This is a genomic window from Micromonospora sp. URMC 106, assembly GCF_051386395.1.
Taxonomy (GTDB): Bacteria; Actinomycetota; Actinomycetes; order Mycobacteriales; family Micromonosporaceae; genus Micromonospora.
The window spans coordinates 15,046-34,672 of record NZ_JBPQTP010000047.1; the positions used below are offsets into that span (position 1 = coordinate 15,046).

Below are 19,627 nucleotides of genomic sequence, written 5' to 3' on the forward strand. Positions count from 1 at the left end.
CCTACGTGCCGGGGCGGGAAGCGGCCCGTCGGCCGCGCCGGTCGGGCCCGCCCCCAGCCGCTCAGAACGTGACGAACCGGACAGCGTGATCCCGCTGACAGAATGTGGGAAGGCCGGCACGGGGGAACGCGTCGGGTCGCCGCGGCACTAACCTGAACCCGTGCGGACCTCAATGCTCGACGTGCTGGCAGACCGGATCCTCATCGCCGACGGCGCCATGGGCACGATGCTGCAGGCGGCCGACCTCACCCTGGACGACTTCGAGGGCTACGAGGGCTGCAACGAGATCCTCAACGTGACCCGGCCCGACGTGGTGCGCGGGGTGCACGAGGCGTACCTCGCCGCCGGCGCGGACTGCGTCGAGACCAACACCTTCGGGGCCAACCTGGCCAACCTCGGCGAGTACGACATCCAGCACCGCATCCGCGAGCTGTCCGAGGCGGGGGCGCGGATCGCCCGGGAGGCCGCCGACGCGTACGCCACGCCGGAGCGTCCCCGGTTCGTGCTCGGCTCCATCGGCCCGGGCACCAAGCTGCCCACCCTCGGGCACGCCGCCTACGCGACCCTGCGCGACGCGTACGCCGAGAACGCCGCCGGCCTGATCGCCGGCGGCGCGGACGCCCTGATCGTCGAGACCTGTCAGGACCTGCTCCAGGTGAAGGCGGCGGTGGTCGGGTCGCGGCGGGCGATGGCGGAGGCCGGCCGGACGGTGCCGCTGATCTGCCACGTCACCGTCGAGACCACCGGCACCATGCTGCTGGGCAGCGAGATCGGCGCCGCGCTGACCGCCATCGAGCCGCTCGGGGTGGACCTGATCGGGCTGAACTGCGCGACCGGCCCGGCCGAGATGAGCGAGCACCTGCGCTACCTCTCCCGGCACGCCCGGGTGCCGCTGTCGGTGATGCCCAACGCGGGCCTGCCGCAGCTGACCGCCGACGGGGCGGTCTATCCGCTCACCCCCGTGGAGCTGGCCGACGCCCTCGAACGCTTCGTCACCGAGTATGGCGTCTCGCTCGTCGGCGGCTGCTGCGGCAGCACCCCGGAGCACATCCGGGTGGTCGCCGAGCGGTTGCACGGCGCGCGCCCCGGCCCGCGCGAGCCCCGCCGGGAGCCGGGCGTCGCCTCGATCTACCACCACGTGCCGTTCGCCCAGGACGCCAGCGTGCTCATGGTGGGGGAGCGGACCAACGCCAACGGCTCCAAGGCGTTCCGCGAGGCGATGCTGGCCGGGGACTGGCAGGCCTGCGTGGAGATCGCCCGCAGCCAGGCCCGCGACGGCTCGCACCTGCTGGACCTGTGCGTCGACTACGTGGGCCGCGACGGCACCCGTGACATGCGGGAGCTGGCCGGCCGGTTCGCCACCGCCTCCACGCTGCCGATCATGCTGGACTCGACCGAGCCGGCGGTGATCGAGGCCGGGCTGGAGATGCTCGGCGGGCGGTGCGTGGTCAACTCGGTCAACTTCGAGGACGGCGACGGCCCCGGCTCCCGGTACGCCCGGGTGATGCCGGTGGTCAGGGAGCACGGCGCCGCGGTGGTGGCGCTGCTCATCGACGAGGAGGGCCAGGCCCGCACCAGGGACTGGAAGGTGCGGGTGGCGGTCCGGCTGATCGAGGACCTCACCGGCCGTTGGGGCCTGGACCTGTCCGACATCCTGATCGACGCGCTGACCTTTCCGATCGCCACCGGGCAGGAGGAGACCCGCCGCGACGGCCTGGAGACCATCGAGGCGATCCGGGAGATCGCCCGGCGCTACCCCGGCGTCAACTTCACCCTGGGCATCTCCAACGTCTCGTTCGGCCTGAACCCGGCCGCGCGGCAGGTGCTCAACTCCGTCTTCCTGCACGAGTGCGTGCAGGCGGGGCTCACCTCGGCGATCGTGCACGCCAGCAAGATCCTGCCGATGTCGAAGATCCCCGACGAGCAGCGCGAGGTCGCCCTCGACCTCATCTACGACCGACGCCGCGAGGGCTACGACCCGGTGCAGCGCTACATCGAGGTCTTCGAGGGCGTGGACGCCGCCTCGGCGCGCGCCGGCCGGGCCGAGGAGCTGGCGGCGCTGCCGCTGGACGAGCGGCTCAAGCGGCGGATCATCGACGGTGAGCGCAACGGCCTGGAGGCCGACCTGGACGCGTCGATGGCCGGCGGCCGGCCCCCGCTGTCGATCATCAACGACATCCTGCTGGACGGCATGAAGGTCGTCGGCGAGCTGTTCGGCTCCGGGCAGATGCAGCTGCCGTTCGTGCTCCAGTCCGCCGAGGTGATGAAGACGGCGGTGGCCTACCTGGAGCCGCACATGGAGAAGGCCGACGACGGCGGCAAGGGCCGCATCGTGCTCGCCACGGTCAAGGGCGACGTGCACGACATCGGCAAGAACCTGGTGGACATCATCCTGTCCAACAACGGCTACGAGGTGGTGAACATCGGCATCAAGCAGCCGATCAACGCCATCCTGGACGCCGCCGAGCAGCACCGTGCCGACGCGATCGGCATGTCGGGCCTGCTGGTCAAGAGCACGGTCATCATGAAGGAGAACCTGGCCGAGATGGCCACGCGCGGGGTCGCGGAGCGCTGGCCGGTGCTGCTGGGTGGGGCCGCGCTGACCCGGGCGTACGTCGAGGACGACCTGCGCGCGATGTTCCCCGGCCAGGTGCACTACGCGCGGGACGCCTTCGAGGGGTTGTCCCTGATGGACCGGGTGATGGCCGCCAAGCGCGGCGGGGCGCCCGTGGTCGACGCGGAGCGGGAGGCGGCGCTGGCCGCCCGCCGGGCCCGCCGCGAGCGGCAGCGGGCGATCGTCACCGAGGCGCTGCCGGCGCTCGACGACGCCTCGGTCCGCTCCGACGTCGCCACCGACGTCGAGGTGCCCACCCCGCCGTTCCTGGGCACCCGGGTCGTCAAGGGCGTGCCGCTGGCCGACTACGCGGCGCTGCTCGACGAGCGGGCCACCTTCCTCGGGCAGTGGGGGCTGCGCGGCGCCCGCGGCGGCAAGGGACCGTCCTACGAGGAGCTGGTCGAGACCGAGGGCCGACCGCGGCTGCGCTACTGGCTGGATCGGCTGATCGCCGACCAGGTGCTCGAGGCGGCCGTCGTGTACGGCTACTTCCCGGCGTACGCCGAGGGCAACGACCTGGTGGTGCTGGACGAGGACGGGCACGCCGAGCGGGCCCGGTTCTCCTTCCCCCGGCAGCGTCAGGAGCGGCGGCTCTGCCTGGCCGACTTCTTCCGCCCGCGCGGCGACGAGCTGGACGTGGTCGCGTTGCAGTTGGTCACCGTGGGCCAGCCGGTCAGCGAGTACGCCGCGAAGCTGTTCGCCCGCAACGAGTACCGCGACTACCTGGAGGTGCACGGGTTGTCCGTGCAGCTCACCGAGGCCCTCGCGGAGTACTGGCACCGGCGGATCCGCGCCGAGCTGACGCTGCCCGGCGGGCGGACGGTGGCCGATGACGACCCGGCCGACCTGGCGGGGCTGCTGCGCACCGACTACCGGGGCTGCCGGTACGCGTTCGGCTACCCGGCCTGCCCGGACCTGGAAGACCGGGCGAAGATCGTGGAGCTGCTGGGCGCGGAGCGGATCGGTGTGCAGCTGTCGGAGGAGTTCCAGCTGATGCCGGAGCAGGCCACGGACGCGATCGTCGTGCACCACCCGGAGGCGAGCTACTTCAACGCCAAGTGACGGCCACCTGAACCGTGCCGGGACCGGGCCAGACCGACGGGTGAGGTCCGGGAAGCCGCGGGGGGAGACACCGTGGGACGGCGTCCCCCGCGATGCCTCGCCGTCGACCGGGGTCGTGGGGATCCCGAGCAGCCGAAGCCTCGGCCTCCGGCAACCCGAGGCGGCCGGCGACTCGCCGCCGCATCCGGACCTGGGCGCGGTCAGGGCAGGGCAGTGGCGCCTGGATCACCGGTGCGCGCCGCACCCGGGCTCCTGTCGGCCGCGAGGTGCGCCGCCGCGTGCTCCAGCAATCCCGCGAGTCGAGCGGGGTCGGCCAGTGTGGTCACGTGGCCGGTGCGGGGCAGCCGGATCAACCGGCCGTTGTGGCATGCGGCCAAAAACGCCCGCTCGTCGCTGCGGAACGGGTCGCGGCTGCCGTTCACCAGCCACACCGGGCCCGGGTACGCGGCCAGTGTGCCCAGGTGGTCGTGTGCCGTGAGTGCCGCGACGACCTCCGGCATCACCTCACAGGCCACGCCGCCGGCGAGTACCGCGTCGGCCACCGGCTTGGGCAGGGCGCGGCGGAAGCCGTACGCGCTGACCAGGTTGGCGTATTCGGGGAAGCGGCCGGCGAGCGCGGCCGCCGCCCGGTAGGCCCATGCCATGCCGGCGGTGCTGGCGGTGCAGCCGATGGCGACCAGCCCGGCCACCCGTCGCGGGAAGCGGCCGGCGGTGGCGATCCCGACGTAGCCGCCCAGCGACAGCCCGGCGACCAGCGCGCTGCCGCCGACACGATCAATGGCGGCGGCGACCGTCCGGGTGGCTGCGTCCATGGTGAAGCGCTCTGCGCGACGCGTGCCGTGACCGGGCAGGTCGACTGCGATCGCGGGCCGGTTGAGCTGCGAGATGACGGGGTCCCACATGGTGCCGCTGACGCGGATGCCGTGTACCAGGACGACGGGCAGCGTCATGTCGGTCTCCTCTCCACAACGCAACGGTGCGTTGCGTCGCATTCGCAGTAAACCACAACGCACCGTTGCGTTGTAGGGTGGGCGCGTGGCGCCGCGTAGACAGCAGGAGATCTTCAACACCACGCTCACGCTGCTGGCGGAGAAGGGGTACGAGGGCCTGACGATCGAAGGTGTGGCCGGCCGGGCGGGCGTGAACAAGACCACGATCTATCGGTGGTGGCCGTCGAAGGCGGCGCTGCTCGCGGAGGCGCTGGTCGAAGCGTCCATGCTCGACCAGCCGACGCCGGACACCGGCAGCCTGCAGGGCGACCTGGAGGCGCTGACAGACAACATCGTCGCGCTCCTCACCGCACCGCCGGCCGCCGACGTGGCGGTCGCCGCGCTCGCCGCCGCGGCGCACCGGCCGGAGTTGGCGGCGAGCGCCCAACGGTTCTTCGCGGACCGATTCGCCCGGGAGCAGCCGATCTTCGAACGGGCCGTGGCCCGCGGCGAACTGGCCAAGGAGGCGGACCCCATGACGATCATGGACATGATCGCGGGCGCGGTCTGGCTTCGCGCGGTCTTCCGGCGTCAACGCGTCGACCGCGAATTCGTGCACCGCGTCGTGGCGACTGCCCTGCACGGCACGACCGGCCCGCGATCGGAGGTGCCGGGGTGATCCGCGCGGCGGGCTGCGCCGAGCGGTGTGGGTTGCCGTCGCCGGCGCTCACTCCGCCGCTTCGGAAACCGCGGGCCTGAACGGCCGTCGGGCGCCGGCTGACGCCGGCACCCCCGCAGGAGAACCGCGCTCCCGCCGAGCGGTGATCGGAGCCTGACGGTCCACCATCGCCGCACGGCGGCAACGGTCAGCCCTTCGGGGCCGTCTCCGACCGTGCGGCGCGGCGGATGTCGAGCAGGTGGTGCTCGCCCTCGTGGATCGTGTGCCGGCCGAGCCACAGCAGCGTCCGGGCCTGCGGTCGCGGCCACGGGTAGACACCGGTGCGCGCGAGCTGCGCGGGGCCGAGCACGCGGAACCGGGCGGCCAGGTCGTCGGCGGCCGCGCCCAGCGCGGCGAGCACGGTCGCGGGATCCTGCTCGTTGTACGCCTCGGCCACGGCCCGTTCGTCGCGTCCCATCGGGGCGAACTCCGGCTCCTCGACGCGCAGCGCCAGCGCGAGTCGATCGGCCTGCACGCCGAGCACGTCGCGGACGTGGCAGGCGTACTCCAGCGGCGACCACACACCCTCGGCCGGTCGCCGCCGCACCTGCCGCACCTCGGCGAGGGCGGCCGCGTACCGCCCGCCGAGCGCCCGCAGGAGCCGTGGCAGCTCGTCGGCGGAGACGCTGTCGTAGACGAAGTCGCACTCGTCGCATCGGTCCACGTAGCCGAGGCTAGCGGCGCTGCCGTCCGCCGTCACGGGCGCCGGCGGCCGGACGGGAGGCGGCGGTCAGGGGTGTACCCGCCCGAGGAAGTCGCGTACGAGCCGGACCACCTCGTCGAGGTGCGTCTCCAGCAGCCAGTGCCCGCCGTCGAGCAGGTGCAGTTCCGCGTCGGGCAGGTCCCGCAGATAGGCCCGCGCGGCGCCCTCCGGCATGTACCCGTCGTGCGGTCCCCAGACGATCAGGGTCGGCGGCCGGTGCGTGCGCAGGTATTCCTGCTGGCGGGGGAACCAGGCGACGGTGCTGCCCTGGTCGGCGAGGAGACGCACCAGGTTCGCGCGCCGCCGCGGTGTGGTCAGCGCGGCGGAGAGCCGCCACAGGTCGGGGCTCACCCGGTCCCTCAGCCGTTGCGGCAGTTCCCCGAGGAACTCGGTGCGGAACCCCTCCTCGTCGACCGCCGCGGCGAGGCGCTCGCGCCCCTCGTCGGTGGGGTCGCGCCAGAACTGCTTGAGCGGCTCGTACTTCGGTCCGTGCTGGTCGGGGTAGATGTCGCCGTTCTGGATGACGAGGCCGGCGACCCGCTCCGGGGCCGACATCGCCAGGCGCAGCCCGAACTGGCTGCCGTAGTCCTGCAGGTAGATGACGTACCGGGTGAGCGCCAGCGCCTCGGTGAACCGGCGCAGCACCTCGGCGTGGGCGTCGAAGGTGTACGCGAACCGGTCGGGATCCGGCGTGCCGCTGTAGCCGAAGCCGGGCTGGTCGGGGGCGATCGCCCGCCACCTGTCGCCGAGCGCGGGCAGGAGGTGGCGGAACTGGAACGACGACGACGGATAGCCGTGCGGCAGGAGCACCACCGGCGCCCGCGGCGGCCCGGTCTCCCGGTAGAAGATCTCGATCCCGTCGACGTCGACGGTCCTGTGGTGTACGGCTGCGGCGGCCACCGTCGTCTCCTCACCAGGCGCGGTACGGGTGCTTCCCTCGACGGTGCCAGAAACCGCCCCGTCCGGGGGCGAGGTTGGCGTCGTGGGCGGCCCCGGACGGGCGAGCCCGGCCGGTGTCGGAACGCGGCCCGCGCGCCCCTCGGGCCAGCGCGGTACGGCCCTGGGCACAGTCTTCTCCGCCCACCCGGTCCGACAGTGCCGACCGTTCGGGTTGACGCTGTGTCACCATGCCGACACATTCGTTGTGAGCAATTCCCGCGATCGCTGTGCTGGCGCTGACCAGCGCCGTCGGTGACGGCCATCCGAGGATCGAAGGTGGCTCATGGTGGCTCTACGACGGCTGCTCGCCGCGGCCATTGCGACGGTGGTGACCGCCGCGACGGCTCTGGTGTGGACGGCGACACCGGCCCAGGCCGACGAGGCGTGGGAGACCGCGCTCAAGGCCCTGATGTCCCGCACGGCCACCTGGGCCGACGGCGGGCTGTCCCAGGTGGGGATGCTCGGCCAGCCGCTGCCGCTGCTCGGCGTCAGCCCCGGCGCGCTCGTCGACGCCGACAAGCTCGTGGACAAGGCGTCCGACGCGCTGGCCAGCGGCCTGACCAAGGACGACGTCGACCTCGGCGGCGGCACGCGGCTCACCAGCTCGGTCAGCGCCAGCGGCGGCGACCACCTGCTGGACGTGCTGCTGACCACGAAACGCGAGGTGGTCGACCGGGACCTCACCGTGGGCGGGGTGACCCTGGACAGGGCCGTCACCGTCACCGGCTGGGCCACCCTGCACCTGCGCGCCCGGCACACCGCCGCGGGGGAGACCTACCTTGTCCGCGACGGCGACACCCCGCGCATCGACGTCGACGCCGCAGCGCGGCTGCGCGCCGATCTCGACCAGGCCACCGCCTCGATGGGCATCCTCGGCGTCACCCTCACCGCCGGCAGCACCCTCACCGCCCGGACCCACGTCAAGGTGACGCTGACCGACCCCAACGGCGACGGCCGACTCGCCTTCGACACCGCCGGCGGCGCCGGCACGGGCGAACTCGCCGCGCCCGGTTCGCTGGCCGGCCTGGTGCAGGTGGCGCTGGACGGCTCGGGCGGCGGCCGGATCTCCGACACCGAGACCGAACCCGGACCCGGCTCGGTGCACGGCGTGATCAAGCTCGGCGCGGCCACCAGCGGCGCGCCGTTCGCGCTGCCCGCGGTCGCCGCGACGGTCGCCGTCGACTGGGACGACATCGCCGTCGGCAGCCCCACGGTGAGCACCACCGGGCTGGACGAGACGATCGCGAAGTTCCGCAACATGAGCCCGCTGGACCTGGCCTCCGGGCTCGCCCAGCTCGCCACGCTGCTCAGCGGGGTGCAGCAGAGCGGGCCGGCGGGCAACCTCAACCTGCCCTTCCTGCGCGGCACCTTCGCCGACGCGGTCAAGGTCAACGAGAAGCTCACCGACTTCCTCCGCGAGTACGTCCACCCCCGCCCGGAGGACCCGCACTTCAACCCGGCCGAGGACGACCCCGCCCTGGCGGGGCAGCCGAAGTTCAGCTCCATCCAGCAGCTGCTCGCCCTGCTCGCCGCCGAGGGGCTGCCCGTGGACAACCTCTCCTTCGACAACGGCAAGCTGGTGTTCCGGGTCAAGCTGGAACGGGAGTCGACCGTGGAGGTTCCGCTCGACCCGGGCGCCGCGGAGCTGTCCGGGCGCGGGGCGAGCTTCACCGCCAAGGGCTTCAGCGTCAGCGGCGACCGGTTCACGCCCGGTGCGCTGGTCGGCCAGCGGGTGGTCGCCGGCACCTCCGCCGGCACCGTCGCCGCCAACACCGCCGACACCGTCACCCTGACCCAGGATTGGATCGGCGGGCAGCCGCCGAACGACAGCGTGTGGGTGATCAGCGGCTCCAGCCCGAACATCGGTGCCGTCGAGCTGGCCGGCACCCTCGGCAAGCCGGTCGGCGGCGACAAGCGGGTCGGCCTGCGGGCGGCGAACGCCCAGGCCAGCTTCGCCAAGGTGAAGCCCCGCTACAGCGCGTCGGTCACCCTGGTGCTCGACCTGAACGACGGCCCCGGCAGCCCGGCGCCCGCCGACCGGGTGCTGCTGCGCACCGACGCGGCGACGCCGCTGTTCGCCGCCGACTTCCCGATCACCACCGGGGTCGACTTCTTCGCCACCGCCGGCTTCCTGAAGGTCAAGCTTGCCGGCAACCTCGCCGTCGGGCCGGCCGCCGCCGGCGAGCGGATGCTCCAGGTCAACTTCAGGCAGGCGCAGGACATCAGCCTCGGCACGCTCTTCGAGCGCTTGAAGTCCGACCCGGGGAACCTGCTGGCCGTGTCGTCGTCGGTGAAGACCACCGGCCGGGTCGCCGTCAGCGTGCCCGGCGCCACCGGCGCCCTCGGCGAGGGCATCGGCGTCGATGTGAGCTGGACGGCCGGTGGGCAGCCGGTGGTCGACACCTCGGCGCTTGCCGAGCTGGCCGCCGTCGACTTCAACCCCGACGACCCGAAGGCGCTCTTCGCGGTCGTCGTCGAGGCGCTGCGGCTGATCAACTCCGCGCTCTCCCAGCCCGGCGGCGGCAGCGGCCCGCTGGACAAGGAGATCCCGCTGCTCGGCCGATCCGCGCGGCAGCTGCTCGGCGGCGACGAGAGCGGCGTCGGCAAGGACGTCACGTTCGTCGCCGACGGGGCGAACTTCCTGCTCAAGGATGCCTCCCGCGACGGCGACTCCGGCTTCGACCCCCGGCTCGAGGGTCGGACCGTGGTGATCGGCAGCAAGGCGTACCGGGTGCTGAACCGCCTCGACGGGCAGACCCTGCGCGTCGAGGCGGCCGGCACGCCGAAGCCGGCCGACGGCAGCGCGTACGCCCTGCGGCCGGAGTTGGCCGACGCGCTGGACACGCTGCTCGCCGCGCCCCCGGACAACCTCCAGGACGCCCTGGACATGCTCGACAAGGCCATCGGCGAGGACAGCGGAATCAGCTTCACCCTGGACCAGCGCGCGGGCGGGCCGTTCCTGCGGCTCGGGCTGGACTGGAAGCGCACGTTCCACACCGGGGGCCCGCTCAACGTCGCCTGGGACGCCCACCGCGAGCTGATCACCCTGGACAGCTCCGGCACGTTCGCGGTCGACGTCGACGCCCGGGCGCAGCTCGGCCTGCTGCTGCCCCTGCGGCTGAACGCCGCGCCGCTGCTGGACCGCAGCTCCTCGGCCAGCGTCACCGTCGCGGGCGGGGTCACCGACGCGGCGATCGCCGCGCGGGTCGGGCCGCTCGCTCTCGATCTCGGCAAGGATCCGGACTTCGCCACCGTGAAGGCGAACCTGAGTGTCGGTCTGAACGGGTTGAGCGAGGACGGGCCGATCAGCGGCCTGCTCGGGCTGACGCCGACGTTCAGCACCGCCGGTGTCGACTGCGGAGGCGGGGTCGGTGGCGCGAACGTGCCGCTCTGCGCGAAGGCGCCGCTGTTCGTCAACAACTGCGACCCGGCCGACGACACCAACCTGTTCAGCCTCACCGTGGGCCTGGACCTCACCCCGGCGGCCAGCACCCCGAACCTCGACTCCTGCTTCGCCAACCTGTCGCTCAAGCTCACCGACTTCAACGTCGGTATCGACGGATACCTGGCCAAGGTCGAGGAGGCGCTGCGGCTGGCCAGCTTCGACGGCAAGCTTCCCCTGGTCGGCGACGACCTGCAGCAGGGCCAGCGCTTCGTCGCGCAACTGCGCGAGGACGTCAAGGCCGCGATCGGGCCGGTGCTGGCCAACGCCACGCTCGACAGCGCGGGCGTGCAGGCGGCCCTCAACGAGGTGCTCGCCGACCTGGACCCGGGCGTGAGCGCGGTGGTCACCTGCCGCAGTGGCGTCGCGGCGCCCTGCGCGCCGGAGGACTTCCAGGCGATCCGGATCAAGCTCACCACCGCCAAGGGCGCGCCCTCCGCCGCCGACGGGTGCAAGGACGCCAGCGCGTCCGATGGGTGCCTCAAGCTCAACGTGCCGCTCGACCTGGGCATCCCCGGCCTGTCGCTGAAGGCGAAGAAGGGCGCCCCGGACGGCATCCAGGCCAAGCTGGGCTGGAAGCTGCACCTGGACCTGGTCCTGGACCGGGAGGAGGGCTTCTACGTCCCCACCCACGACGGGGACACCTCGCCCGAGGTGCAGGTCGGCGCCCAGTTCGACATGACCGGCGACCTCGCCGCGCAGCTCGCCTTCATCCAGGTCAAGGCGACGAAGCGGGCCACCGACCCGCTGGTGAAGGCGTACTTCGGCATCGACCTGAAGGGCTCGCCGGGGGAGAAGAGCTGCTTCGATCCCACCGTCAGCGCCGACTGCACGGCCAACGCGGACGACCGGCTGACCCTGGCCGAGTTCGCCGACCTGGGCTCGCTGCTCGCCACCGACCTCACCGCCGAGGTCAAGATCGACTGGAAGCTGGCGGCGGCCGTGGACACCGGCGGCGAGGACTCCGCGCTACCCGGCATCAGCGCCACGTTCGGCCTGCAGTGGGGCCTGAAGCACAAGCGGGGCGGGCTCACCGCCACGGGCGACGGCGTCACCACGCCGCTGAAGGTGACGTTCACCGACATCGCCCTGGACGCCGGCGCCTTCTTCGACAAGATCCTCAAGCCGGTGGTGGAGAAGCTCAAGGCCGTCACCGGTCCGCTGCAGCCGGTCATCGACACCCTGTACGCGCCGATCCCGGTGCTGTCGGACCTGTCGAAGGCCACCGGCGGCCCCGACATCACCCTGGTCTGGCTCGCCAAGACCTTCAGCACCCTCAACGGTGGTCCGAGGCTCGACTTCATCGACACGGTCCGCGCCGTGGTCACGTTCATCAACCGGATACCCGACTGCGACTCCGGCTGCTCCATCCCGCTCGGCGGATTCAAGTTGGACAGCGACAAGGCGCTGACCACGGAGGTCTCGCCGGCTGCGGCCGAGAGCCTGATCGACCGCACTGCGGAGTACAACCCGGCCTCCGGCTCGCAGGTGAAGGCGCGCGTCGACGACGCCGCGGGCGACGACGGCGAGAAGCTGTTCACCCCGGCCGCCGACGGTAGGAGCAACGCCCAGAAGACGGGCTTCAGCTTCCCGATCTTCGACAACCCGGCATCGCTGTTCGGGCTGCTGCTCGGCCAGGACGTCGAGCTGATCAGCTTCGACTCGGGCCCGCTGGAGCTGGGCTTCAGCTGGCGGCAGTCGTTCGGTCCGGTCTACGCGCCGCCGCCGGTCTTCGTCACCCTCTCCGGCAGCGCCTCGGTGACCGCCCGGTTCATCGCCGGCCTGGACACCGCCGGCATCCGGCACGCGATCGAGGCCGCCACCGACGGCACGTCTGTCGACGCGGTGAGCCTGCTCGACGGGCTGTACTTCAAGACCGCCGACAGCAGCGGCAAGGCCGTCCCGGTGGTCACCCTGCGCGGTGAGATCGCCGCCGGGGCCGAGGTGAGCGTGCTGGTCGTCAAGGTCGGCATCGAGGGCGGCATCCGGCTCACCGTCGGCTTCAGCTGGAACGACCCGAACAACGACGGGAAGTTCCGCACCAGCGAATTCCTCCAGGCGCTCCTGACCAACCCGATCTGCCTGTTCACCACCAGCGGGCGGCTCTCGGTCTTCCTGAAGGTCTACGTCACCATCGACCTGTTCCTGTTCAAGAAGAAGTTCGACTTCACCCTGGTCGACGCGACCCTGCTCGACTTCCGGGCACAACCGGACTGCTCCCCGCCACCACCGGAGCTCGCCGGCACCGTCGGAGACACCCTCGTGGTCTTCGCCGGCAAGTTCGGCAAGGAGGGGCAGCGCGGGCACGAGGTGTGGGACAACGACGCCGACACCTACGCCGGTGACGTGGTGAAGGTGTACGCGCTGCACTACGCCGACGCGGGCACCCCGGGCGCCACCGACGACTTCGACGGCTTCGCGGTGGAGGCGCTGGGCCGCCGGCAGGAGTTCCTCGACCCGGCCCTGACCCGGGTGGTCGTGGACGGGCGTGGCTACGAGGTCGCCGACGCGGACAAGACGTCGCTGTCGGTGCTGCTGGTCGGCGACGGCGACACCAGCGGCGACGGCACCAGGACCTCCGCGTTCGACAAGACGGCGGTGGTGCTCGGCTCCGACGGCAAGGACCGGATCAGGACCGGGACCGGACCGGCGTACGTGGACGGCCGCGGCGGCGACGACGTGATCGTCACCGCCGAGGCGGCCGGTGTGCTCAGCCGGGTCGCCGGCGGCGCCGGGAAGGACAGCATCACCACCGGTGACGGCGACAACGTGGTCGCCGGCGACAGCGGTCTGGGCGGCACCGACCGGGGCGCCACCACCGTGCACACGCAGGCGGGCGACCGGACCCTCAACGGGCTGGTCGACTGGACGACCCTGGACGGCCCCACCGACGCGGACGCCGGGACGGACGACCACGTCACCGTCGGACACGGCACCAACCGGGTCTACGGCAACGGCGGCGACGACGTGCTCGGCGTGCTGGTCGACGACCGGCCCAACGGCGCGAACACGCTGGTCGGCGGAGCCGGCGCGGACACCGTCAACGGCGGCAGGGGCGACGACACCATCCACACCTACGACACCGACGTCCCGGCCGACGCGGACCAGGCCGGCACCGGCGACGCCGGGCTGACCAACCAGGTCGACACCGGCGCCGGTCAGGACACCGTGCACGGCAGCGCCGGCGTGGACCTGGTCGTGTCGCACTCGGCGAACGGGCAGACCGGCCGCGTCTACGGCTACGGCGGCGACGACGTGCTGGTCGGCGGCTACGGCACCGACGAGCTCTTCGGCGGGCCCGACGAGGACCACGTGATCGCGGAGCCCTCCCGGGTCGGCGAGCCGGTCGGATCGGACGGCTACGGTCCGTTCCGTCAGGTCACCCACGAGCCGCTGCCGGCGGGCACGCAGCCGCAGCGCAAGCTGCTCGTCGGCGGGCTCGGCAGCGACCACGTGATCGGCGGCGACGGCGGGGCGGTGGTCTTCGGTGACCGGCACCTGCCCGCCGAGGCCTGCGCCGACGCCGCCCTCGCCGACGCCCAACCGGCCCCGGCCGACCAGGGTGCCGCCGACCTCGTCCTCGGCGGCGCCGGGGTCGAGGTGGTCTCGGCCGGCGGCGGCAACGACCGGGCAGACCTCGGCGGCGGCGACGACCGCGCCTGCGGCCAGCTCGGCGACGACACCCTGCACCTCGGCGGCGGCGCCGACCGGGTCTGGGGCGGCAACGGCGTCGACCAGCTGCACGGCGACGACGGCGACGACCTGCTCTTCGGCAACGCCGGTGACGACGGCCTCTTCGCCGGCACCGGCGCGGACACCGCCGAGGGCAACGCCGACGGCGACCAGGTCTTCGGCGGCCCGGACACCGACGTCGTCTACGGCGGTGGGCGCACCGCCGGCGCGGGCGACGGCGGGGACCGCCTCTACGGCGAGGAGGGGGTGGACCGGATCGTCGGCGACAACGGCACCCCGCGCGTCGGCGACGTCGGGCCCTATCCGCTGGACCTGGCCGGTGACGTGGCCGGCGCCGGCGCCGGGGACGTGATCTCCGGCGGCGGCGACGACGACCTCGCGTACGGCGGGCTCGGCGACGACCGGATCAACGGCGACGGCGGGCACGACCGGCTGGAGGGCAACAACGGCGGCGACCTGGTCCACGGCGACCACGGCCGGGACGAGATCGTCGGCGGCTCCGGGCAGGAGCCGGCGGCCGGATCAGGCCGGCCCGACCTCGGCGACCAGCTCTTCGGCGACGGCGACAGCGACCTGATCGCCGGGGACAACGCCCGCTTCGTGCCGGCGGACGCCGACGCGACCCGGGTGACCCAGGGCCGGGCCGGCCCGCAGCGCAAGGTGACCCTGCTCGACCTCGGGTTCACCCCGGCGGCCGGCACCAGCGGCGGTGACCTGATCTCCGGCGGCGACTCCGACGACGTCATCTTCGGCCAGGGCGGACCCGACCGGGTACGCGCCGACGGCGGCGCCGACTTCGCCGAGGGCGGCCCGGGCGGCGACTGGGTCGAGGGCAACCAGGGCGACGACGACCTCGTCGGCGGCTCCAGCACCGCGTACGACGGCACGGGAGCGGCCACCAGCGGCCAGCCGGACACGGCGGACGCCGTCTTCGGCGGTCCCGGGTCCGACGCCGTCATCGGCGACAACGGCGCGGTGCTGCGCCCGCTCGCCGGTGAGCAGCCGACCTCGGTGACGGTCCGGGTGGGTGCCGGCGGCACCCTGTTCGGCCCCCGGATCGTGGTGCTGCTGGACCGGTCGGCGGCCACCGCCAGCCGGTACGGCGCCGACCGGATCAGCGGCGGCGACGGCGTCGACACGCTGTGGGGTCAGGACGGCGACGACGCCCTGACCGGCGACGGCGACGGCGACTACCTGGAGGGCAACGGCGGGGCGGACGTCCTGCGCGGGGACAGCGCCCTCGGCGCGCCGGGACGGGCCACGGTCAGCCCGCTGCCGGACCCGGGCTGGCCCGGCGTCGCGTCGGCCGCGGCCGACCTGGTCGGCGACGGCGCGCCGGCCGGGCAGGACGACCTCATCGGCGGCAGCTCGGCCGCCGGCTTCCGGGACACCGGCGACGTGGTGGAGGGCAACGGCGCGGACGACGTGGTCCTCGGCGACAACGGCTCGCTGCTGCGGACCGTGAGCACGGTCGACGGCAGCCCGACCGAGCGGGTCTACACCGAGCGGTACCCGACCGGCGCGGTCCCGGCCGACGCCACCGCGGCCCGTACCCACGACCCGGCCCTGCCCGGACCGTCCACCCGGTTCTGCACCACCGCCCAGTCCACCTGCGAGCCGGCCGGCGCGTCCGGCGGCGACCAGCTCTACGGCGACGCCGGCAACGACGGCGTCTGGGGCCAGGACGGCGACGACACGATCCGCGGCGGCGACGGCGACGACGACCTCTTCGGTGAGCTCGGCGCCGACAGCCTGTACGGCGACGACGGCCGGGACGCCATCCTCGGTGACCGGGGCGGCGTGGTCAGTCAGCACCTCAACGCCGACGACGTGGCGGCGCTGGGCTTCACCACCACGCTGTCGTCGGTGCCGCAGGAGATGTACACCGGCTTCCGGGCCGGTGCGTACGACCGGCGCGTGGACCTGCTGCACGACACCGACGGGGACGCCTGGATCGGCAGCTCCACCTCGGCGCCGATGCCGCATTCGGGGTTGACCGCCGGCGCGGGCGACGTGGTCCGTGGCGGGCCGGGAGCGGACAACATCCACACCGGTTTCGGTGACGACGTCGCCAACGGCGACAGCGGCGGCGACGAGCTGTTCGGTTCGGAGGGCTCGGACGTGCTGTGGGGCGGCAAGGGCTGCGACCCGGTGCTCGACGCGGCCAACCCGCAGTGCCAGGTGGGTGGCGTCTTCAGCGCCGCCGCCCGGGGCGACCGCGACCAGTACGTCGACCACCTCTTCGGCGGCGCCGGGGCGACCGACGGTCCGGCGGTGGCCGCGGTGCTCAGTTCCGACCTGCTGGACTTCCGTCCCCGCGGGTCCTACCCGGACAACTGCGCGGCGGGGGCCTGGCCGGTGGACCTGACGTCGGGCACGGTCGACCCGTGCCTGTGGTTCGAAATGACGAACATGGACAACGACGCCGTGGCCGACAACCAGCACCACCACGGCACCGACTGGATGTACGGCGGCTGGGACCGGGACGTGCTGCAGGGTGACGTGACGGCGAACGGCCCGAACAACGGCGACCGGCTCTTCGACTGGAACGGCGCCTACAACATGTTCACCCACTGCAACTCGGCCTACGGCGGGTTCAACGACGTCCGCCAGCACAGCCCCGCCATGCAGGAGTTCCTGACCCGGCTGGCCTGGGCCTCCGGCGCCGGTCGCAGCCCGACCGACGTGACCACGGCCGGCACCTCGGCGTTCCTCGAGCTGTCGTACGTCTACCCGCGCGACAACCGTGAGCAGGGCGCCGGGACGGCGTTCCCCGGCACCCCGGGGCACTTCGACCAGCCGTCCTGCACGGACTGACCGCGCCGGTCGGAGCGGGGCCCGGCTCTCCCAGCGGAGGGCCGGGCCCCGCTCGTCGAGGGCCGTGTGCCGCCGGTCACGGCGCCCCGGCCGGGCCGCCGGCGGGTGCCCGGACCCGGCTGCCGGCCGCGCCGGGGCGCCCAGCGCTCAGAGCGCCGGGCGTCGGGATCCCGCCAGCGCCCGCCGGGCGATCGTCTCCCGTTGCGTCGCCTCCCGCTGCGCCTGCTCCCGCTCGTCGGCCGCCCGTACGTCGTAGGCGGCGCGGGCGGCGGCGATCTCGTTCTGGTGCGTCTCCGTCCAGGTCACCAGCGCCCGGATCGTCTCGTGCAGGGTCGCCCCGAGGGGGGTCAGCTCGTAGTCGACCCGCGGCGGCACCGTCGGGAACACCGTACGACTCACCAGGCCGTCGCGTTCGAGGTGCCGCAGCGTACGCGCGAGCATCCGCTGGCTGATGCCGTCGATCTGCCGGCGCAGCTCCGTGAAACGCAGGCTCCGCTTGTCGAGCAGCGCGATCACGAGCAGGGACCACTTGTCGGCCACGCGGTCGAGGATCTGGCGGACCTCGCAGTCCTCCCGGCTGTCCCACTGGAACACGTCGTAGTCGGCGTCGGTATCCCCGCAGTTACCGAGGGACCGCAGAGTTCCTTCTTCCATGCCCACCGATGGTGCCCGACGATGCTGCTGGTTACAAGAAGGAACCGGCAGGCACGAGGGGAACCGAGGGCGGCCGGTCCACCGAGAGGGGTCGATCAATCATGTCTACGGCAAGTAGCCGCATGGACGGACGAGCGTGGAGCGTGCTGCTCGTGCTGTGCGGGGCGATCTTCCTGGAGGGGATCGACGTCGCCATGCTGAACGTGGCGCTGCCGGCGATCCGGGCGGACCTCGGGCTGTCGACCGGGACGCTCAGCGGCGTGGTCAGCGCGTACGTCCTCGGCTACGGCGGCTTCATGCTGCTGGGCGGACGGGCGGCGGACCTGCTCGGCCGCCGCCGGATGTTCCTGCTGTGGCTCGTCGTCTTCCTCGTCTTCTCCGGGCTCGGCGGCTTCGCCACGGAGGGCTGGATGCTGCTGGTGGCGCGTTTCGTCACCGGCGTCGCCGCCGCGTTCATGGCGCCCGCCGGGCTGGCGCTGGTCACCGGCGCCTTCCCCGAGGGGCCGCAGCGCACCAGGGCCCTGGGCGTGTACGCCGGCACCGCCGCCGGCGGCTTCTCGCTGGGCCTCGTCGCCGGCGGCCTGCTGGCCTCCGTGGGCTGGCGCTGGGTCTTCTTCGCCCCGGTCATCCTCGCCGCGGTGATCCTCGTGGCCGCGGTCGTGCTGATCCGGGACACCACCGAGGACGCCCGGCCGGAGGGCGGGTTCGACATCGCCGGCGCGCTGAGCGTCACGGGCGCGATGCTGCTGCTCGCCTACGGCGTGGTGCGCCTGGAGCACGCCGGCGAGGGCGTCGGCACCACCGCCGCGGTGTTCGCCGCCGGCCTGGCCCTCGTGGCGGTCTTCGTCGCGATCGAGCGGCGGTCGGCCAACCCGCTCGTGCGGCTGGGCATCCTGCGCTCCGCAGCGCTCGTGCGGACCAACCTCGGCGCGCTGCTGTTCCTGGGATCCTTCGCCGGCTTCCAGTTCATGGTCACGCTCTACCTGCAGGAGCTGCGGGGATGGAGCGCGCTGCAGACCGGGCTGGCGATGCTCGTCGTCGGCGTCGACACCATCCTCGCGCCCACGCTGACGCCGCGCCTGGTCGACCGGTTCGGCAACGTGCGGGTGCTGCTCGGCGGAATCCTGTCGGCCGTCGCCGCGTACGCGCTGTTCCTGCCGGTCGCGGCCGACTGGACGTACGCGGCGATGCTGCCGGCCATGCTCCTGCTCGGCCTGGCGTTCTCGCTCGCCTACGGCCCCCTGACCATGGCCGCCACCGAGGGGGTGGACGAGCGCGAGCACGGGCTGGCTGGCGGCCTGCTGTACACGTCGATCCAGCTCGGCACCGCGCTCGGCATCTCGGCGGCGACCGCCGTCAGCGTCGCCGCCGCCGACGACACGCCGGGCGCGGGGCTCGGCCTGGAGGCGATCCGCGCCGGGCTCGTCGTGCCGGTGGCCTTCGCCGTCGTCGCCGCGATCGTCACCGCGTTCGGCGTCCGTCGCGGGCCCGCCGTGCCCGCGGTCACCGCGCCCGCGTCCGTCACGAGCGCGGCCTGACGGGGAGGTGGGGCATGGCCGGCAGAGTCACGTCGTTCCGCGCGATCGAAGACCAGTTCACCGCGTACCTCGGTGACATCGTCTACGCCACGATGACGACGGTCGACGCCAAGGGGCGGCCCCGCGCGCGGGTGCTGATCGCGGTGTGGGAGGTCGTCGACGGCAGGCCGCTCGGGTGGCTGGCGACGTACCGGACCCCGGTGAAGGCGGCGCACCTGGCAGTCAACCCGCACGCCACCTTCTCCTACTGGAGCCCGAGGCAGAACGCGGTCGCCATCGACACCGTCACCGAGTGGGTCGACGCCCTCGACGTCAAGCGCCACGTCTGGGAGCTGTACGAGCGCACCAGCCCGGCGGGCGTCGGCTATCCGCTGGGGTCCTACTGGCGCGGCGGCCCGGCCGATCCCGACCTGCACGTCCTGCGGCTCACGCCGTGGCGCGTGCAGGTGGTCCGGGGCGGCGACCTGCGCAGCCGCATCTGGCGGGCGGACGAGCCCGACTGACGGCGTGCCGCTCGG

General features: G+C 73.2%; 9 protein-coding genes. 5 read left to right on the top strand and 4 right to left on the bottom strand.

Annotation, left to right across the window (positions count from 1 at the left end; translation table 11 throughout):
• Window positions 1-160: 160 nt before the first annotated feature.
• Entirely contained in the window at window positions 161-3,676 is a 3,516-nt protein-coding gene (metH, locus tag ACSNOB_RS16550) for a methionine synthase (protein WP_436687445.1), read from the top strand.
• A 200-nt stretch (window positions 3,677-3,876) separates the two neighbouring features.
• On the opposite strand, the gene ACSNOB_RS16555 is transcribed toward metH, so the two are convergent.
• Window positions 3,877-4,626, bottom strand: a complete 750-nt coding sequence (locus tag ACSNOB_RS16555) for an alpha/beta fold hydrolase (RefSeq protein WP_436687446.1) — start codon at window positions 4,624-4,626, stop codon at window positions 3,877-3,879.
• An 85-nt stretch (window positions 4,627-4,711) separates the two neighbouring features.
• Between ACSNOB_RS16555 and ACSNOB_RS16560 the strand changes: the two genes are divergently transcribed.
• Window positions 4,712-5,284 carry a TetR/AcrR family transcriptional regulator gene (locus ACSNOB_RS16560; RefSeq protein ID WP_436687447.1) on the top strand — a complete coding sequence of 191 codons (573 nt, stop codon included), beginning with the start codon at window positions 4,712-4,714 and terminating at the stop codon, window positions 5,282-5,284.
• Window positions 5,285-5,471: 187 nt separating this feature from the next.
• Here ACSNOB_RS16560 and ACSNOB_RS16565 read toward each other — a convergent pair whose 3' ends face one another.
• Window positions 5,472-5,987 (bottom strand): DinB family protein, encoded by a 516-nt coding sequence (locus ACSNOB_RS16565; RefSeq protein WP_436687448.1) that lies wholly within the window; start codon window positions 5,985-5,987, stop codon window positions 5,472-5,474.
• A 66-nt stretch (window positions 5,988-6,053) separates the two neighbouring features.
• Window positions 6,054-6,926 carry an alpha/beta fold hydrolase gene (locus ACSNOB_RS16570; protein ID WP_436687449.1) on the bottom strand — a complete coding sequence of 291 codons (873 nt, stop codon included), beginning with the start codon at window positions 6,924-6,926 and terminating at the stop codon, window positions 6,054-6,056.
• 322 nt (window positions 6,927-7,248) lie between these two features.
• On the opposite strand from ACSNOB_RS16570, the gene ACSNOB_RS16575 reads away from it, so the two are divergent.
• Window positions 7,249-16,917: a calcium-binding protein gene (locus tag ACSNOB_RS16575; protein ID WP_436687450.1), complete on the top strand. Its 9,669-nt coding sequence runs from the start codon at window positions 7,249-7,251 to the stop codon at window positions 16,915-16,917.
• A 147-nt stretch (window positions 16,918-17,064) separates the two neighbouring features.
• Here ACSNOB_RS16575 and ACSNOB_RS16580 read toward each other — a convergent pair whose 3' ends face one another.
• Window positions 17,065-17,571 (bottom strand): winged helix-turn-helix transcriptional regulator, encoded by a 507-nt coding sequence (locus tag ACSNOB_RS16580; protein WP_436687451.1) that lies wholly within the window; start codon window positions 17,569-17,571, stop codon window positions 17,065-17,067.
• Window positions 17,572-17,693: 122 nt separating this feature from the next.
• On the opposite strand from ACSNOB_RS16580, the gene ACSNOB_RS16585 reads away from it, so the two are divergent.
• Both ACSNOB_RS16585 and ACSNOB_RS16590 read left to right on the top strand, forming a co-directional pair.
• The gene (locus ACSNOB_RS16585; RefSeq protein WP_436687452.1) at window positions 17,694-19,109 is read left to right on the top strand and encodes an MFS transporter; all 1,416 of its coding nucleotides are present in this window, start codon (window positions 17,694-17,696) and stop codon (window positions 19,107-19,109) included.
• Between the two features lie 14 nt (window positions 19,110-19,123).
• Window positions 19,124-19,612: a pyridoxamine 5'-phosphate oxidase family protein gene (locus ACSNOB_RS16590; RefSeq protein WP_436687453.1), complete on the top strand. Its 489-nt coding sequence runs from the start codon at window positions 19,124-19,126 to the stop codon at window positions 19,610-19,612.
• Window positions 19,613-19,627 lie beyond the last annotated feature (15 nt).